The sequence below is a fragment of the Deinococcus yavapaiensis KR-236 genome (genome assembly GCF_003217515.1).
Classification (GTDB): Bacteria; Deinococcota; Deinococci; order Deinococcales; family Deinococcaceae; genus Deinococcus_A; species Deinococcus_A yavapaiensis.
Genome location: NZ_QJSX01000013.1, coordinates 106,543 through 122,806 on the forward strand (window position 1 = coordinate 106,543; position 16,264 = coordinate 122,806).

The 16,264-nt window shown below is 67.0% G+C and carries 12 protein-coding genes; 4 read left to right on the plus strand and 8 right to left on the minus strand.

Features of this window, described 5'->3' with window-relative positions; translation table 11 throughout:
* Positions 1–25: 25 nt before the first annotated feature.
* From DES52_RS15785 to DES52_RS15810, 6 genes are all read right to left on the minus strand, one after another.
* Positions 26–1,219, minus strand: a complete 1,194-nt coding sequence (locus DES52_RS15785) for a hypothetical protein (RefSeq protein WP_110887797.1) — start codon at positions 1,217–1,219, stop codon at positions 26–28.
* Between the two features lie 30 nt (positions 1,220–1,249).
* Positions 1,250–4,516 carry a UvrD-helicase domain-containing protein gene (locus DES52_RS15790; RefSeq protein ID WP_110887798.1) on the minus strand — a complete coding sequence of 1,089 codons (3,267 nt, stop codon included), beginning with the start codon at positions 4,514–4,516 and terminating at the stop codon, positions 1,250–1,252.
* Entirely contained in the window at positions 4,513–7,194 is a 2,682-nt protein-coding gene (locus tag DES52_RS15795) for a PD-(D/E)XK nuclease family protein (protein ID WP_110887799.1), read from the minus strand. Before DES52_RS15795 ends, DES52_RS15790 begins: the two co-directional genes overlap by 4 nt.
* Complete coding sequence (locus DES52_RS15800) at positions 7,191–8,183, minus strand: helix-turn-helix transcriptional regulator (protein ID WP_110887800.1); 993 nt, start codon at positions 8,181–8,183, stop codon at positions 7,191–7,193. The genes DES52_RS15795 and DES52_RS15800 overlap by 4 nt, the downstream gene beginning before the upstream one ends.
* A gap of 150 nt (positions 8,184–8,333) precedes the next feature.
* Entirely contained in the window at positions 8,334–10,988 is a 2,655-nt protein-coding gene (locus tag DES52_RS15805) for a DEAD/DEAH box helicase (protein WP_110887801.1), read from the minus strand.
* A 35-nt stretch (positions 10,989–11,023) separates the two neighbouring features.
* The gene (locus DES52_RS15810; RefSeq protein ID WP_110887802.1) at positions 11,024–11,386 is read right to left on the minus strand and encodes a hypothetical protein; all 363 of its coding nucleotides are present in this window, start codon (positions 11,384–11,386) and stop codon (positions 11,024–11,026) included.
* A gap of 135 nt (positions 11,387–11,521) precedes the next feature.
* Here DES52_RS15810 and DES52_RS15815 point away from each other — a divergent pair, with 135 nt between their 5' ends.
* Together DES52_RS15815 and DES52_RS15820 are read left to right on the plus strand one after the other, a co-directional pair.
* A complete protein-coding gene (locus DES52_RS15815; RefSeq protein ID WP_110887803.1) occupies positions 11,522–11,788 on the plus strand; it encodes a hypothetical protein in 267 nt (88 codons plus the stop codon).
* Entirely contained in the window at positions 11,785–12,210 is a 426-nt protein-coding gene (locus tag DES52_RS15820) for a T3SS (YopN, CesT) and YbjN peptide-binding chaperone 1 (RefSeq protein ID WP_110887804.1), read from the plus strand. The genes DES52_RS15815 and DES52_RS15820 overlap by 4 nt, the downstream gene beginning before the upstream one ends.
* Before the next feature lie 232 nt (positions 12,211–12,442).
* Here DES52_RS15820 and DES52_RS22610 read toward each other — a convergent pair whose 3' ends face one another.
* Entirely contained in the window at positions 12,443–13,021 is a 579-nt protein-coding gene (locus DES52_RS22610) for a hypothetical protein (RefSeq protein WP_146237325.1), read from the minus strand.
* 22 nt (positions 13,022–13,043) lie between these two features.
* Positions 13,044–13,652, minus strand: a complete 609-nt coding sequence (locus DES52_RS15830; RefSeq protein ID WP_110887806.1) for a hypothetical protein — start codon at positions 13,650–13,652, stop codon at positions 13,044–13,046.
* Positions 13,653–14,145: 493 nt separating this feature from the next.
* Here DES52_RS15830 and DES52_RS15835 point away from each other — a divergent pair, with 493 nt between their 5' ends.
* Both DES52_RS15835 and DES52_RS15845 read left to right on the plus strand, forming a co-directional pair.
* Entirely contained in the window at positions 14,146–15,006 is an 861-nt protein-coding gene (locus DES52_RS15835; protein ID WP_110887807.1) for a DUF2400 family protein, read from the plus strand.
* A gap of 672 nt (positions 15,007–15,678) precedes the next feature.
* Positions 15,679–16,263, plus strand: coding sequence for an antitoxin Xre/MbcA/ParS toxin-binding domain-containing protein (locus DES52_RS15845; RefSeq protein ID WP_170131094.1), 585 nt, complete (start codon positions 15,679–15,681; stop codon positions 16,261–16,263).
* The last annotated feature ends 1 nt before the right edge of the window (position 16,264 follow it).

The following is a 16,264-nucleotide window of genomic DNA, read 5'->3' on the forward strand; positions in this document are numbered from 1 at the left end:
GGGCGCACGTTCCCACCGCGACCAGCTACGCCACGGCATCCTCAGGATGGCCGATCTCTTCGAGATGATCGAGCAGCCGAGCGAACACGATCGGCATCGACGCGTCCTCCAAGCGATCCCCGTTCACAGGGAAGGTGCGCTGCGCAGGTACGCCACGCCGCATCGCGTCGTACAACGTTTCGACCGTCTTTTGAAGGGGTGCGCACGTCGCGAGGTGGGCTTTTAAGAGAAGCACGCCCCCGTACACGCTCAAGGCGAAGTCCAAGCGGTCGGCTTCGTCCACGTCTTGCGCGTACAAGTTCGGCACGCGCCACGACATGTTCGCTTGCGTTTCGAGTTCTCGCTGCAACCATCCGGCCGCGTCGAGTTCTTCGTCACGCGCCGCGTGCTCGACGAGGATGAATACGAGAAGATCCAGCGCGCTCACGAGGCCACGGTCGCTCGACTGCATGTGCCGCCACGTGTCCTGGTATAGCGCGGCGCTGAACGCCGTCCACGCGTCAGGCGACGAGGACTCGGACGTATCGAGCGGCACGTGCGCGAGAAGCGCGATACGATCGAGCGGCGTGTCTTCTCGGTTCAGCAACGCGCCGCGCAGAGCGTCGTCGGCCGTTGCAAGAAGTTGATCGACGAGGCTTTGCGGTGCGTTCGGGTGGTTGATGATGGCGGCCTTGACTTCAGGGGCGTTGGTCTCCACCGTTTTCTCAAGCGTTTCGGCGTCCGAGAGTTCATGCTCGGCGATGAGGAGTCGTACGGCGTCGAAACCACCTCGGGGTTCAGCGCGACGAGTGCCTTGGTTGCACATGTGCGCTGCCAAGGACAGCACCTCCAGGAGTTTTTCTTCGTCGGACTCGAGCTCGTCGAGCAACTCGGGAAGCGAGCCTTCGCGTATTACGTCCTCAAGCGCGGTCCATGCCACTTCCCGCTCGACGATGAACTCATAGCTGGAGAGCACGACGGTTTCCTCGTCTTCTCTCAGGTGTGAGGCGTACTCGTCTTGCAACGCTTCGAACGCTTCGTCGTCTTCAGGGGTCAACGGGGCCTTGTCGGCATTCGCGACGAACTCGATGGTGTAGCAGTTGTAATTGAGCCATCCTGCATCCTTGTCGTACTCCCCGTCCTCTTCGACGGTCCACGCGATGTACATCGCGGAAGGGTGCGCTTGGCGTGCGAGCGTGGCGAACGTGTCGTCGATGTTGCGAATATCGTCAAATTGCATACAACCCTCCGGTATCAGGGGCGAAAGACATCAAATCTCTTCGATGTATCGACTCGGGCAGCTGCCGCGGTACGCGCACCAACGGCACGTGTCCACGGACGGCGTCGCCTCGAAGTCCCCCTCAAACATGCGGCGCGCCGCCCCTTCAGCGAGCTGCAAGCCCCAGCGCAACTCGTCCTCGGTGAAGTCGTGCAGGCGGTCGTGCCGCAGGTACGCGAGGCTCGCGCGGTTCGCGCCGACGTGCGCGGCGTACACCGCGAGTTGCGGCAGGTGATGGTGCGGCGCGGCCTCCTTGTCCGTCTTGTAATCCACCACCCAACCGTCGTACAGCGCGTCGATCACCCCTTCGAACCGCACGCCCGCGAGGACCGGGGAGACGTTCAGTTCCCGCTGCGCCTCAAGGCCGCGCAACTCGCGGTACGCGTCGCCACTGAGGGCGCTCACGAGCCGCGCGACTTCCTCGCGTGCCCGGTCGGGTAGGTACGCGAGGTGCCGTTCCATCTCGGCGGGCGTCCACGCGAGTTCGATCGCGCGGTGCACGGCCGACCCGATGATGGCCCCGCCGACGTTCGCGCGCGCTTCGTCCGGGTCGTTCGCGCGCCACAACGTCGCGAGGCGCGCGTGCCCCAGCAGGTACTGCCGTTTGAACGCCAGCGGGCACGTGAGGTACACGCTCAAGGACGTGACGGGCAGCGACTCCGGCAGGGGCGCCGCGTGCGGCAACACCAAGCGACCCGTCGTCACGTCCCGCATGAAGCGGCGTGGTTCGGGCGTCGGAACGCTTTCAGCGGCGTACGAGAAGCGCGCGACGTGCTCATCGGGGAAGTCCCCGGCGAGCGCGGCGAGGCTCGCGGCGCCACCACCGCTCGCTTCGCCGGTCGCGCTGAGGACGAGCAGGTCGGCGGCGCGGGTGAACGCTACGTACCACACGCGTTCGTCTTCGCTGCGTTCACGTTCTTGCCGCGCTTCGAGCAGCGCTTGGTACGCGCTCGGTTGCTTCGCGCTCGGCACGCCGGGCACCCTCACGGCGACGCCGACGCTCGCGTCGTGCAGAACGCTCGGTGTGTTGTTGTTCTTGCCGCGCAGCAAGTCCGGCACGAACACCACCGGGTACTCGAGTCCTTTGGCGCCGTGAATGGTCGTGAGTGTCACAGCGTCCTCGTCCGCGAGGGTCGCTTCGGCGAGCGGCACGTCGAGCACTTCGAGTTGCCGCAAGCGGTCGTTCACCGCGCCAAGGTCGATGCCGCCTTCGCTTTGCCAAGCGCGCACGAGGCCCGTGAAGCGCGCGAGGTTCGCGAGGCGTCGCTCACCGTCGCTCGTCGCGGCCATGAGGACGCTGCAGCCGCTGCGTTCGTCCGCGAGGGCCAGCAAGCGTGACGGTCGCAGAAACGCGCACGCGTCGAGCAACGAACGCAGCAACTCGCGCGCGACGGTGAGGCGCGCGCCGAGCGTCTCTTGGCGCGCGAGCGTTTGCCACAACGTCTCCTCGGGGGTGCGCGCGCGCGCGAGGCGCGCGAGGTCCGCGTCGTCCACGCGGCCGTACGGACTGCGCAGCAAACTCGCGAGCAGCAAATCATCCGCGGGCTGCGCCAGCCACGCGAGGAGCGTGCGCGCGTCACGCACTTCCGGGCGATACAAGAGGCCGCGTCCGCCGTTCACGACGTACGGAATGCCCGCGCGGAACAACGCCGCTTCGTACACCGCGAGGTCCGTGCGAGATCGGAACAGCACGGCGATGTCGCCGAACCGCACGGGGCGCGCGCCGGCCGGGCCGTGCACGAGGCGTTCCTCGGCGATGAGCGCTTGAATGCGAGCCGCGAGCAAGTTCGCTTCGGCCGCGCGGCGCGCGGGCGCGCCTTTGCCGAGCACCGCGTGGAATTCGACGGGTGCGAGCGGCTCGGCCGGGTTGACGGCGCGGTGCGCGGTGAGCGGCGTGAACGTCGCGGCGGTCGGTCGCGTGTCGTCCGGGCCGGGCATGCGCCGTTCGAAGAACGCGTTCGTGACGCTCACGAGCGGAGCGTGCGTGCGGAAGGACGTGCCAAGGTGGACGTTCACGCCCCGCTCGGCCGCGACACGCTCGCGCGCCGTGCGGAAGAGGGTGACGTCCGCGCGGCGAAAGGCGTAGATGCTTTGCTTTTCGTCGCCGACGACCGTGACGTTCGCGCCGCCCGCGAGGACGCGCTCCAAGATCGCCCACTGGGTGGGGTTGGTGTCTTGGAATTCGTCGATGAGGACGTGCCGCCAGCGCGCGTGGTAGTACGCGCGAACGTGCGGGTGCTGCAGCGCGTGCAGCGCGAGGCGTTCGAGGTCCGCGAAGGTCAGCACGCCTTGCTCGCGTTTCAAACGGTCGAGTTCGCGCAGCACGACCGGCCACGCGCGCGTCACGACGCGCTGCGCGTCGAGCGCCCACACGTCCGCGGCGTCCTCGTCGTCGCTCGCTTTGCATAGGTCGCGCAGTTGCGTGAGCGCCCCGCCAATCAACGCTTTGTCGGCTTTGCTCCACGCGCTGGCCGTGCCGAGGTTGCTGCGGAAGCCTTGCAAGGCGGTCGTCAACGCGCGCGTTTGCTCGTCGCGCCGCTCCACGCCCCGCAGGGCTTGCAGTGCGGCCACGCGGTACTGCTCCAGGCGATCTCGCGGATCGTTCGCGGCGGCGCTTTCCAAGGCGTGCACGGCGGTTGTCCAGGCGCGGTCGCGTTCCGCTTGCCGCGCGACGACCTGCGCGACGGCTTGCGCGCGCGCGCTCGCCCACGCGGTTTCATCGAAGGCGTCGAGGCTGCGGTTCGCTTCGACGGGATCGTCGAGCAGCGCCTCGAGGACGTCGCGTAAGACACCGACGGGTACGCTTCCGAGGGCGTCGTCGTCGAGGGTGGCGAGGGCGAGCGGCAGGTGCGCTTTCGGCCAGGCGTTCGACGCGGCTTCATCGAGGACCGTGAAGCGCGCGCCCACCCCGGCTTCCACGGGGTGTTCGCGCAGGATGCGCGCGCACAACGCGTGTATCGTGCCGATTTGCGCGAGCGGCAACGCGTCCGCGACGGCTTGCCAGCGCGCGCCGTCCCGCGCGGCGACATACGTTTCGACGCGCGCGCGTAACTCCGCGGCGGCCGGCATGGTGAAGGTCGTCGCGAGGATCTGCCCGGGCTGCACGCCGTCGTCGAGGAGACGCACGATGCGTTCGGCCATCACGCGGGTCTTGCCGGACCCGGCGCCCGCGTCGATGGCGACGCTGCCCAGGGCGTGCACCGCCGCGCGTTGCTGAGGGGTGGCGTCGAACGAGGAAGGAGGGTGCGGCGTGGTCATTCGTCCTCCGTCGAGGTGAAGCGTTGAAAGCGGCACAGCGGCGACGCGTCGCAGTACTTGCACGCGCCGAGCGCGTCGTCCGGTCGCGCGTCGAACACGCCCGCCGCGAGGTCGTCGCGAACGCTCGCGAGGAACGTGTCGACGCTGCGCGCGTGCTCGGGCCAATCGTCGGCGCTCGTCGAGGCGGGGCCGACTTCGTCGAGGGTGCGCGCGTTCTTGAGGCTGTAGTAGCGTCCGCGCGTCGCGCCGCTGAGCCGCACGTACACCGGGAGTTGCACTTCGAGGTCGAGGACGGTCGCGTCGCTCGTGCGGCGCACGCGCGAGATGTACTTGCCGAGCTTGTAATCTGTCACGACCGGCCCGTTCGGCGTGGCGTCGACGCGATCCGCGAATCCCGTGAACGCCCAAGCGTGCGATGCGACGTTCACGCTTCCGTCGAGGGGCGATTCGACCGCGAGGGGCGTCCAGTCGCTCGGCAAGAAATCCGGCGCGGCGACGACGCGCCGCAGTCGCTCGAGGTGTTCGCGGCGTTCGAAGCGCCACAACGGCCCGGTGGACAAGCGGCCGGCGCGCACGAGGGTCGTTTCCGCGCGGTCGAACGCCGCGTCGACGCCTTCCGTGAGGTGCGCGCGGTCGACGGAGCCGTCGATGACGCCGGCGATGAGTTCTTGCAGCGCGCGGTGCAGCAGCGTGCCTTGCATGGCCGGGTCGAGGTCGTCGCGTGGCGCGTCGAGCGGTGCGAGCCTTAGCGCGCTTTTCGTGAACCATTGAAAGCGGCACGCGCCGAACGCGTGCAACTGCGACGCGCTCCAGCGATGCGCGGCCGCGTCGATCGCGTCGAGGCGCACGGTGTCACGGCCTCGCTCGCGGTCTTCTTCGCGGCGCGCGCCGCGCGCGACGTCGTCGGACACGCGGCCCGTGAGGGCGTCTTGACGGGCGCGTTCGAAGCGCGAGCCGGCCACGGCGTGCACGTTGACGGCGCGGGGCGCGACGCTGGCGAGGAAGACGCTGGGCCGCAGCGCGCGCCCGTCGACGCTGGTGAGGGGTCGGCTGAAGGTGACGTCGCCGTGCGCGGCGCACACGCTGACGTAGAAGAACGCGCGCTCGAGGGCCGCGCGGGTGCTCGCGTCGGGCAGAGGCGCGCCGCGTTCGGTGAGGCGGGCGCGCGCGAACGAGTCGAGCAAGCCTTCGGACGCGGGACGCGCGGGGTACACGCCGTCGGCCAGGCCGAGCATCCACACGTGCTCGAACGTCCGTCCGGCGGCGTTGATGGGGCTGAGGACGCGCACGCCCGCTTTGGCGAGCAGCAGCGGCACGCGTGTGACGTCGAGGCCTTCGTGCAGAAAGGTCGCGAAGCGTTCGAGCGTCCACTCGTCGTCGTCGTTCGTGAGGGGCGCGAGGAGGTCGCGCAGGGCGTGCAAGTGCACGGCGAGGTGCGGATCGCGCGACTGCCGATCCGTCACGCCGAGCGCGTCGAGGGCCGCGCCGATCGCTTGGGCGTACGCCCAGCCGGGCGCGAAGGACGGCCACACGAGCGCGTCGAGGCGCGGATCGTCACTCCACGCCGCAAGGCCGCGCGGCGTGCCTTGCCGGAAGGCGCGCGCGCGGGCGGGCGCGTCGAACGGCAGCGTCCACAAGGGGTGCATGAGGACGCGGCGCGCGTCGAAGAAGCGCCACTCGCTGAGGTTCGCGTTTCGCCACGCGCTGAGCAGCGACCCGAGGTGCGTGCCGCGCAGCGGGGTGCGCAGGGCGCTGAGGAGCGGCACGTCGTACTCGTCGGCGACGTCCGCGAGGGCGGGCAGGTACATCGCTTCGTCACGCACCAAGAGGGCGATGTCGGACGCGGGCGTGCCGCGTTCGAGCAGGGCCTTCGCGTGCCGCAGCGCGGCGCGCACTTCCTCTTCGACGGTGGGCGCTTCCACGACGACGCACGCGCTGGGCGGCTCGCCGAGGAAGCCGCGCGCGACGCGCTCTCCGACGCGTTCGCCCGGGTCGCCTTCGGGCGTGCGCGTCGACCAGCCGTGCGCGGCGAGGGTGCGCAGCGTGCGGCGCGCTTCGCTGAGGGCCGACGCGCCGGGCACGAACGGCAGCGTGACGACGCTGCCCGGCGCGGCGAGGGCGTTCACGAGGTGCAGTTGCGCCGCGTCGAGGTACCCGAAGCCGTGCACGAGCAGCCGCTCGGAGGGCGCGTCGAAGCGCGCCGCGAAGTACTCGGGCACGGCGCCGTCGAAGGCGCGCTCGTCGTCGAGCAGCGTCAGGTACGCGGCGTACACGCGCGCGAGGTCGCGTTCGCGTGGCGTGTCGGCCGCGTTCGCGAGCGCGACCGGGTCGAGGTTGGCGCGCAGGCATTCTTGCACGAGGGCGCGCAGCGTTTCGATGGTGGCGGGTTCGTCGCGCAGCGGCTCGAAGTAATCGAGGCGCACGTGCGCGAGAACGCGCGCGATCAGGCGCGGCGCGTCGGCGGTCGTCATGGCGTGACGACCCGCGCGGCTCAGGAGGGTGCGCGCGAGTTGCGTCATGGTGAGGGTCGCCATGGGCGTGCCGAGCGCGCGCCGCAGTGCCTGCCCGGCGGGGACGTTCACGGTGACGACGCGGCACGGCGCGCTTCGCACGGTTTCAAGGGCGACGCCCTCGAGGACGCTCGGCGCGGCGTGCGTGACGACGACGCGGCCGTTCACGCGCTGCCCACCGGGGCGGGCGCGTACAAGGCGCTGGCGTCCGCGAGCGTCTTGCGCATTTCTTCGCGCAGCTCGGCGGGGCGCAGCACTTCGACTTCCGCGCCCCAACTCAACAACCACGGTTTGATTTCCGTGGTGTTCGCGATCATCAAGCTGAGCAGCACCCGCCCGTCGGACAGCCGCTGCAGCGGTTCGACTTGCTGCGGAAAGTGATCTTCGCGCAGGCGCGACTCGACCTTCGGGGAGAACAGCAGGTCGACCCGCCTCGGCTCGCCGGTCATGACGCCCCACGCGCCCGCGAAGAACTGCAGCGCGTCGAAGTCGTCGGGAATGTCGTACGTGCGACTGGTCGGGTGTGGATTGCGCATGCGCGCCACTTTGAAGACTTTCACTTGCGGAGGCGTGCTGCTGCGGTCGAGGCCGATGGCGTACGCGGCGCGGTTGTGCGCGTTGATTTCCACGTGGTACACGTCGAGTTCCACGCGGCGCGCCGTCGTCTTGCCGACCGCGGCGTACTCGAAGGTGAGGGCGCGGCGGTCGACCCAGGCTTGCGCGGTGATGTCGAGGGTGCGCGCGTCACCGCTGCGCGGCCGCTTGGCGTACTCGGCGTTGGCGCGCACCGCGATCGACCGGGCGGGTTCAGGCAGACGGTGCGTGATCATCTCGAGGACTTCGAGGTAGCTGGGGTGAAAGCTGCTCGCGTGATGCACCAAAAGCCGCGCCGCGGAGTAAAGCGCGAGCGCTTCGACGGGATTGTCCGGGTTCAAGCTTTTGAGGGTGCGGCGTTTGCTGCGGTAGTGACCGCTGTCGAGCTTCTCGATGTCACCACGGTCGCATAAGAGGGCGAGGTCGCGTTGCAGTGAGCGCAGCTTCTCGCTCGGTAAGTTCAAGCGGTCGAGCAGTTCGCTGGAGGTTCGGTCGGCCATTTCGAGGGATTGCATGATGGCGACGAGCCGTTCGGCACGCGCGTTCGAGCGAAGTTCAGGCATGGAAGGGGACTCCTGAAGAGAGGCGCGGCATACGCCGATTTTAAGAAGGACTTCTTTCAAAGTTTGCACAAATGACGAACGCTCGACCGCCCGCGCGCTTCTCGCGGCACCGCCTCCGCTTGAAGCTTCCGGGCGGTCGAGTGTCGAGTTTCACGCGTCTTCAGTGACGTCCCCGAGGTCTTCGTCGTACCAGCCGAGGCGACTGAGGCCCGGGATGGGCTGCACGCCTTCGACGGGCACCACGGTGACGTGCGTGTCCCACGCGTGGTCCGTCGCGAGGCGCCCTTTGTATTGAAGGCCGCCGCGCGGGCTGAAGTACACGTGCTGCACTTGAAATTCACGGTTGCCGTGCAGCACGCACAACCCCACCGAGTCGGGCGTGATGACGCGCACGCGCGAACCTTCGACCGAGCGTGGCGTCTCCGTCCAGCGGGTGGGGGTGGCTGCCATGCGGGCGTGCCCAGCGAGGTCCGCGAGAACGTCGAGGGTGCGTTGCCACGCGGCGCGCTCGGCGGCGTCCGCGTCTTCGAGCGCGTACCGCGCGAGGTGAACGGCGCGCGCGAGCGTTTCTTCGAGCACGCCTGCGTGCAGCAGCTTCGACGAGAGGCGCAAGCTGCCGTACGTTTGGTCGTACACGACGATCACCGCGTCGCCTTTGCTGAGGCCGGGGCGTTCGACGCGCAGCTTGTCGGTGGTGACGCCGATGTCACGCGATTCGAACGGCACGACGAGCCCGAACGCTTCGAGCAGCAGTTCGGCGATGCGGCCGCGTGGCGCGTCGCCTTGCAAGCTCGGCGCGTGCAGCACCACGCCGGTCGTGAAGAAGTTGCGGGAGAAACGAGGGTGGTGGTAGTAGATGCCGGTGCGGCTCGCGTCGAGCGGGTAGCTGGACGTGAACTCGTTCGCGCCGCGGCGTTCGCTGAACCCGACGATGTGCTCGGAGATCATGACGTTGCAGTCCACGGCGCTCAGCAGCGCGCGCGCTTCAGCGTGGTGCACGGCGTCCGCGTCGAAGTTCGGGTACGCCAGGGTCGGCAGACACGCCGGTTTGGTCGTGTAACGCTTTTCCGGGCGGACGTGCACGGTGCGGGCGATCGGGGAGACTTTCGTGACGCGGTACGCGCGCGTCGCGTACAAATACACCGCGCCGGGGTACGCTTCGCGCATCACTTGCGAATACGACAGCGTGCCGAGCGGGGTGGGTTGATGCGCGTGGTGGAGTTCCACTTTGAAGCTCGTTTCGACGTCACGCAGCGGAAACGCGACGTTCGGGTGCTCTCCGCCTTGCGTCTTGAAGTTCTGCAGCGCGGGCGGCAGCGTGCCCGCGCGTTCCTTGTGCACGAGGTCCGAGAACCCGTCAGGCCATGACACGTTCGTGTCGAAGTCCTCGCTGTCCGCGCGACCGAGAGCGTGCAGCACTGCGTCGTGCTCTCCGCCGGGGCGCGCGAGGCACAACGCGTGAATGCACGCGATGTTCGCGTTTTCGAGGTACAGTGCGCTCGACGCGGGCGGGCGGCGCAAAATGCCGCTGGGCTCGGCGAACAGCGCGCGGTCGCTGGCGGACCCCGTGTCGAGGATGAGGACGTGGCCGGGTTGGCGGCGTCCGACGCGTCCGACGCGTTGCTGAAAGCTGGTGCTGGACGTGGGCACGCCGACGAGTACGACGACGTCGAGGTGCGGAATGTCAAGGCCGAGTTCGAGGGCGCTCGTGGCGATGACGCCGTCGAGGTCGCCGCGCGTGAGGCGATCTTGAATTTCGCTGCGGTCGCGCAGTTCGTACCCGCTGCGAAACGGCAGCACGCGCAGACGGTCCAGCCAAGCTTTTTGCAAGTGCGCGTCGGCTTCGTCGTCGTCGTCGTCGTCGTGCACGGCGCGCGCGGCGATCGACGCGAGGTTCTCGGTTTGCTTGCGTGAATCGCTGAAGCACAAGAACTTCAACCCGGCGCGCGCGAGGCTCGCGAGGAGCGCGGCGGTGTTCGATAAGAGGTCCTTCGCGCCCCCGGACGGCGTGAGGAGGTGCAGCGTCACCGGGTGCTTTTCGGAGCCGTCCTGCTCGGGGCCGATCACGTCGAAGTCCCGGTCGAACAAGAGCTTCAGGTGCCCTTTGGGATCGGCGATGGTGGCGGACGCGCACACGACTTGCAACCGCTTGCGCGTCATGAGTTTCTGCGCGTGTTCGAAACGGCGAAAGAGGTACGCGACGTTGCTGCCGAACACGCCGGTGAAGGTGTGCACTTCGTCCGTGATGATGAGGCGCGTGTCCCGCACGAACTTCGCGATCGCTTTCTTCGCGAGGTTCGCGAGGAGCCACGCGTGCATCACGTCCGGCGTGAGGATCAAGACGCGGCAGCGGCTCAAGAGGCGTTCGCGCTCCGCGAGGGGCACTTGCCCGTCGATGCGCCCGACGCTCGCGGGTACGCCGGCGGCGCTGAGCATGGCGCGCCACCGTTCTTCTTGTTCGACGCCGAGGGCTTTTTGAGGGTACAGCACGATGACGCGCGCGTCGGGCGTCGTGACGAGTTGCTCGAGCGCGGCCACGTGAAAGCACAACGTCTTGCCGCTGGCGGTGCCGGTCGCGACGACGAAGTTGTGAAATTCGGCGGCGTGCCGCGCGGCGATCGCTTGATGGCGGTACACGCCGTGCGGGTACGCGCGCGTCAAGTAGCGTTTGGTGACGTCCGAGACGGGCAAGGCGTGCGCCGGCTCGAGCGCGGCGAGGCGCGCGTCGCTCGGCAAGGTGTGCGTGCGCGTCCAAGGGCTGCGGGTGAGGGCGTCGTCAATGAAAGGCAAGGGGGCGATCGTCATAAGGCACTCCTCGTGGGGCGTGGCGGGGCGGGCGTTCAAGCGGCGTGAACGGCGGTCAGGCGTTTGAGGGCGGCGTGGCGGACGCCGTCGTCCGCGTGACGCGCGAGGCGTTCGAGGACGCCGATCGGCACGTGGGGTTCACGCACGACGAGCGGGGCGGTGTGGTCGTGCATGAGCCACGCGACGGCCCACGCGGGCGTGCTGGGGTGTGCGGCGGCAAGCAGCGACAGCGTGAAGTCGTCTTCGTTGGCGAGCTCGGCGAGGACAAGCGGCGGCGTGTTGGGATGCCGCGCGACCGCTTCGAGGACGTCGAAGCGCGTGGACTGCGCGAGTTGTTCGAGAATGCGCGAAGGCGTGGCTGGGTGGGTGGCTTGCCGCACGTCGAAGTCGGTCGTCATGCGTTCACGGTACGCGCGGCGCGCGTCACCGAATGACGTCGCGCGCGTGCTGCGCGCGACGTCATTACTTGTCGTGCCGGGGGGGCATGCTGACGGCGTCTGCGCGAACGTTCGCGCGGTTTGAAAGGAGATCCGATGATGACTTTCCAAGTGACGCATCACGCCATCACCCGCTACGTGGAGCGCTTCGCGGGCAACCTCAGCTTCCACGCCGCGCGAACGCGCCTCGAACGCCTCGCGCGCCGCGCTCGATTTCGGCACACCTTGCCGGGTGGAGCGCGCCTCTACACCCTCGGTGAGGTGCGGTTCGTCGTGGCTGAGGGCGTGGTGCTCACCGTGTACCGCTTGCAGTACGCTCCGTTGGAAGGCACGCTCGATCTTTGGTTGGAGGAGGTCGCATGACGCAATTGGAAGCTGTTCAAAGGTTCGCTTCGCACGCCGAACGCATCGCCGCGTTTCTGCGTGACGAAGGATTCCGCCCGACTGTCGACGAGGACGGCGACGTGTACTTCAAGTTCGAAGGCCGCGTGTACTACGTCGTCGTGAACGAGGAGGACCCGTCGTTCTTCCGGGTGCTCGCGCCGTTCTTCTGGTCGCTTGATGACGCGGACGAACGACGGCGCGCGCTCACCGTGACGAACGAAGTGCAATGCCGCTTCAAAGTCGGACGGTTCTTCGTGTCCGACGACGGCGTCTCCGCGGTCGTCGACGCCTACTTGCCCGACGAGACGTCCTTCCGTGCGGTGCTGCTGCGTTCGTTGAGCGCGCTGCCGGAGATGACGCGGGAATTTCGAGATCGCATGCACGCGCACAGCCTCAGCTGACGGCAGTTGCGCTTCTATGAACGACCGTCCGCGTCCCTGAGGGGCGCGGACGTCTTTGCTGAGGTCGTGGCTTCGCTCGCGCGTGCGCTTGACGCGTTGCGAGCAAGCTGCCCCCGTGGAATCGTTCGTGTAAGCGACGTCAAGCCGCACGGGCGGTCGATGCGCGAAGCGTCGATGATGGTGACGACGTCACCCGCCAATCCTTGGGGAACGCTTTGTGGGAACCGACTTTTCAATGCGAGGCGTCATTCTCAGACCGCATCCAGAAGGGCTTTTCCGCGTCCTCGTTGGCGCGTAATTCCCTGTTCGCTTTGAGCAGCTGCACCGCATCGACCGAGGTGTCACCTGGGAACACCTCGGCAGGTGAGGAGGCACCGTTGCGGGCGCCATGAGCGTGAAGCGGTCGAAGGTCCCCCTCAAGTTCACGTGGTGCGTGTCCTGCTTTCGCAAGATTGGCTTTAAGGCGCGCTTCTTCTTTGCGGCGAGCCCGCGCGACTTGTTCGCGCGCCACGTCCAGACGCACCTGTTCCTTTTGTGCGGCACGCGCTTGTTTCAAGGCCTGCCTCGATGGGAACGGCTTGAACCCGAGGGCCGCTTCGATCGGGCTGCGTTCAACATCGACGTTGCCGGCCAGCACGTCGCGACGAAGGGCGTGAACGACGTGCGCCTCGCGTTGGTTGCGCTGTATCAACTCGTCGTACGTCGTGAAAAATGACGTTCCGAGCACGACGACCTTGACGAGGACGTCGTTCACAGGCCGCAATTCTGTGGTTTTCCCGTACGGGGTGTTCAATGCTCGTTTCAGCTGCATGGGACTCCTAACTTGACTGCGTTCACTTGCGAATTTCCCAGACGCTGACGTGCGTGCGTTCCTTCTTGACTTTCTTCTCAGGCTCGTCGATCGAGCGGGCAACGGGCGAGGCAGGCCGTGGCGAGGCAGCGGGCTGATTTTCCGGTGGGCGCGGTAAACGCGCCGCAATCTGTTCAGGTGTAGGAGGGGCGTTTTCTCGTGTTTGATGTTGTTGGACGGCGCGGGTGATGTCCGCCAGCTTCGTGGTCGGTGCGAGACGCCACACGTCTCGCATGAACGCCAGCGTTTCTGCCTTGTCGGTGCCGAGAGCGTCAGCGAGTCGTTGCTGGGCGGGGCTCAGGCGCTGCGACGCCGAACGGTCTTTGCTGGGCGCGCTCGGGTGGTCGCGTTCCGTTGCTTCTTGTTGCACGACGAGCACGAACAAATCGCGCGAAGGCCCGGGGGATGGTTCGACGAGCCTAGGAGTTCCGTCGTGGTCACCTTTGATGGCCGTCAGGGCGGCAGCGACGTCTTCGCTTGACGTCAGCATCCGGCTGTACGCCGCACGCCATTGTCCTTGCCGTAAACGCCGAGCGAGGTCTTCGAGTTCGTTCGCCAAGCGAAAGGTCGCGCTGTCCACGGAGTTGCTCATTGAGTACTTCTCGTTTCGAGTTCACGCCTGGGTGGAACGTCGTTGTCTTGGCGAGGTGACAGAAACGAAGCGCTGCTTGAATCGTGGGATGACCGTTGATGATGCAGCATGCACGTCAGTGTACCTGCACGTCGTGCGTGCCCGTGCAGTAAATGACGCTGCGCTGCTGGCACGCGCGATGACCGCGCACTTGTCAGCGGAACACCACGTCGCGGTTCGCTCGTTGATCGAAACTGGAGTTTGACGCCGAGGAAGCGACGGGCGTGCGCGCAAATGTGTGACGGCCGCGTTGTTCGAGTGCTATGACAGCTGTATGGAACGAAACGGACGGAAGGGACTGCTGGACTGGGAACGCCAGCCGACTTGATGCGGCTTGAACGTCAGCAAACCGAGGTGCGTGCGCAAGTTCAGTGTCGCGCGCACCGGAGCCTTCGGTCATGGTGAACGCGTACTTTGAACGTAGCGGCCTTGAGAGCCTGACGAGAGGTGTGGCGTGACGATCGCCGAGGAAGGCCGCGCGAGTTTCGAGGACGTGGCTCGCCGCGTGCACACCTGGGTTGAGCGGCATCGCAACACGGTCGATTTGCAGTTCGCCGACCGCTTGCCCCTGCCGCCCGAGACGCACGAAGGCGCCGGGTACCTGCTGATGGTCGCGGCGATCAATCAGCAAGTGCGGGCGGAAGTGGTGCGCGACGTGATGCGTGACGTGCACGCCACCCTCGGCGAGGACGTCTTCAACTTGCACGCTCTTCCGGCCGACGCGTTGACGTTGGTGTGGCAGTGGTGGCAAGCGGACGCGCAGGCGCGGCGATGGCCGCTGCTGGAAGGCAACCGGGCGGACCGCGTGCTGCGCGATGTGGCACGCTTCCTGGAAGTCACGCGTCGACAAGGAGGCCTGAACGCGTGGGCGGCCAGGCACGGTCACGTGCAGTCGTGCGCGAACGACATCGCTCGGCACGTGCCCGCCTTTGGCGGTGCGGCGAGCGCGCGCAAGAAATTGTGGATGTACCTTCGGTGGATGGTCCGACCGACGCCGGACCTGGGCGTGTGGAGGCACGTTCACCCGCGTGACTTGCGGATTCCGTTGGACGTGAACACCATGGTGGTGTTTCGGCGCCTCGCCACGGCGCATTGCGTCCGCGAGCGCTTGCGTGCTGAAGGCTTGCGCTTCAGCGGCCAGGAGCGACCCAACGCTCAAGACGTCGAGACGGCGACCGCCATGGCACGTTGGTGGTACCCGGATGACCCGGCGTGCGTGGATTACCCGTTCTTCTTGCGCGGGCGAGAACTGTTCGCGGCCGAACGCGCTGTCCAAGAGCCGCGGCATCCAGCGCGTCGCAGGACCGAAGGGTGAACGTCTTCAGTCGCGGCGAGGTCCGAACCCTGGTTGCGCGCTCGTGAATCAGGTGCGGTCAGGTCATGTGGACCAAGAGGGTTGATACGCTCGCACGACCCGTGAAAACGCGGGCACTCCGCCTAACGTTCAGCAATGCCGCGCAAGAACTTATTCGCAACGGCGTGCGAACACCACGCCTGCAACGCGGAGCACATGGTAACCCTGACGTCGTTCTCGATCTTGAGGCCGACGATCTCATCGCTACGATCAGCATCTGCACGGCCCTCCAAGCCGACCGTTCCTTCCTTGAGCGAGTCGATTTTCAAGGAGGCGAGTTCGATGCGTTGTTCGCCCCGACCACCCGCTTGTTTCCTCCGTCACGTCCGGGTAGGTAGCCACAGCAGGGTCGCCGCGAGCCTTTGCATTTCAAGGACGTTCGCCGCCCTCTTGGCCTACATGACCTAACGTAAAGGGCACGTGCACCTCGCGTTGGATGGGCGATCGTAGCGGGCCGAAGCCGAAGTTCGTCGTCAGACGCTAGGTACTCTCGAGTCAATCAAACCTGACGGCTTTTCGCTTGGTGCTCGACGGTGTCAACTGTTTTGAAGTCATAGCTTTGCGAATGCAAAGATGACGCATTTTGCAAGATATCGGCCTTGCAAAATGCAGTACACTGCAGCAAGGAGAATCATGCCCCCGACCACACGCTCGAAAGGCACGTCCGCTGGCGCCCAGCGACCACGAGCCGAAAGCAAGGAAGCGCAGCCGTCCACGAAAACCACGCCCAAGAAGTTGCCAGCCGGCAGGCGTGGCTACGTCGCGGTCGTCGAGCTCGGGAATCGCTCCAGCATCCGCTTGGACCGACGTCGCGACGTTTTCAAGTACGTCACGAATCTCGATGAGCACGATGTCATCGGCGACTTGACGCTCGGCCGCCCCGTCAAAACGCCCGCCACCACCTCGACGATCGCCGCGGGTATCGCCGACCTGCTGGGAACGACGAAAAAAGAAGCCGCGACGCTGCTCGGCATCAGCGAAAGCACGATGAGCCGCCAAACGCCCGTGCGCACCGACGCGCTCGATCGTGCGCTCACCATGAGCGCCGTGTACGCGGACGTCGCGGCTGTCCTGGGCGCGGACGGCGCGACCGCGTGGTTCAGCACGCCCAACCCCGCGTTCGACGGAGAACGCCCCGTCACCCTCATGAGCACCCGCACCGGCCAACGCAAAGTCGAAGGTGTCGTTGCCGCCTTGCTCGACGGAGCGTACCTTTGAT

Coding starts and splice junctions, on each gene's coding strand:
- DES52_RS15785 (WP_110887797.1), bottom strand. CDS start 1,219: ATGCAATTTGACGATATTCGCAACATCGACGACACGTTCGCCACGCTC.
- DES52_RS15790 (WP_110887798.1), bottom strand. CDS start 4,516: ATGACCACGCCGCACCCTCCTTCCTCGTTCGACGCCACCCCTCAGCAA.
- DES52_RS15800 (WP_110887800.1), bottom strand. CDS start 8,183: ATGCCTGAACTTCGCTCGAACGCGCGTGCCGAACGGCTCGTCGCCATC.
- DES52_RS15805 (WP_110887801.1), bottom strand. CDS start 10,988: ATGACGATCGCCCCCTTGCCTTTCATTGACGACGCCCTCACCCGCAGC.
- DES52_RS15810 (WP_110887802.1), bottom strand. CDS start 11,386: ATGACGACCGACTTCGACGTGCGGCAAGCCACCCACCCAGCCACGCCT.
- DES52_RS15815 (WP_110887803.1), top strand. CDS start 11,522: ATGATGACTTTCCAAGTGACGCATCACGCCATCACCCGCTACGTGGAG.
- DES52_RS15820 (WP_110887804.1), top strand. CDS start 11,785: ATGACGCAATTGGAAGCTGTTCAAAGGTTCGCTTCGCACGCCGAACGC.
- DES52_RS22610 (WP_146237325.1), bottom strand. CDS start 13,021: ATGCAGCTGAAACGAGCATTGAACACCCCGTACGGGAAAACCACAGAA.
- DES52_RS15830 (WP_110887806.1), bottom strand. CDS start 13,652: ATGAGCAACTCCGTGGACAGCGCGACCTTTCGCTTGGCGAACGAACTC.
- DES52_RS15845 (WP_170131094.1), top strand. CDS start 15,679: ATGCCCCCGACCACACGCTCGAAAGGCACGTCCGCTGGCGCCCAGCGA.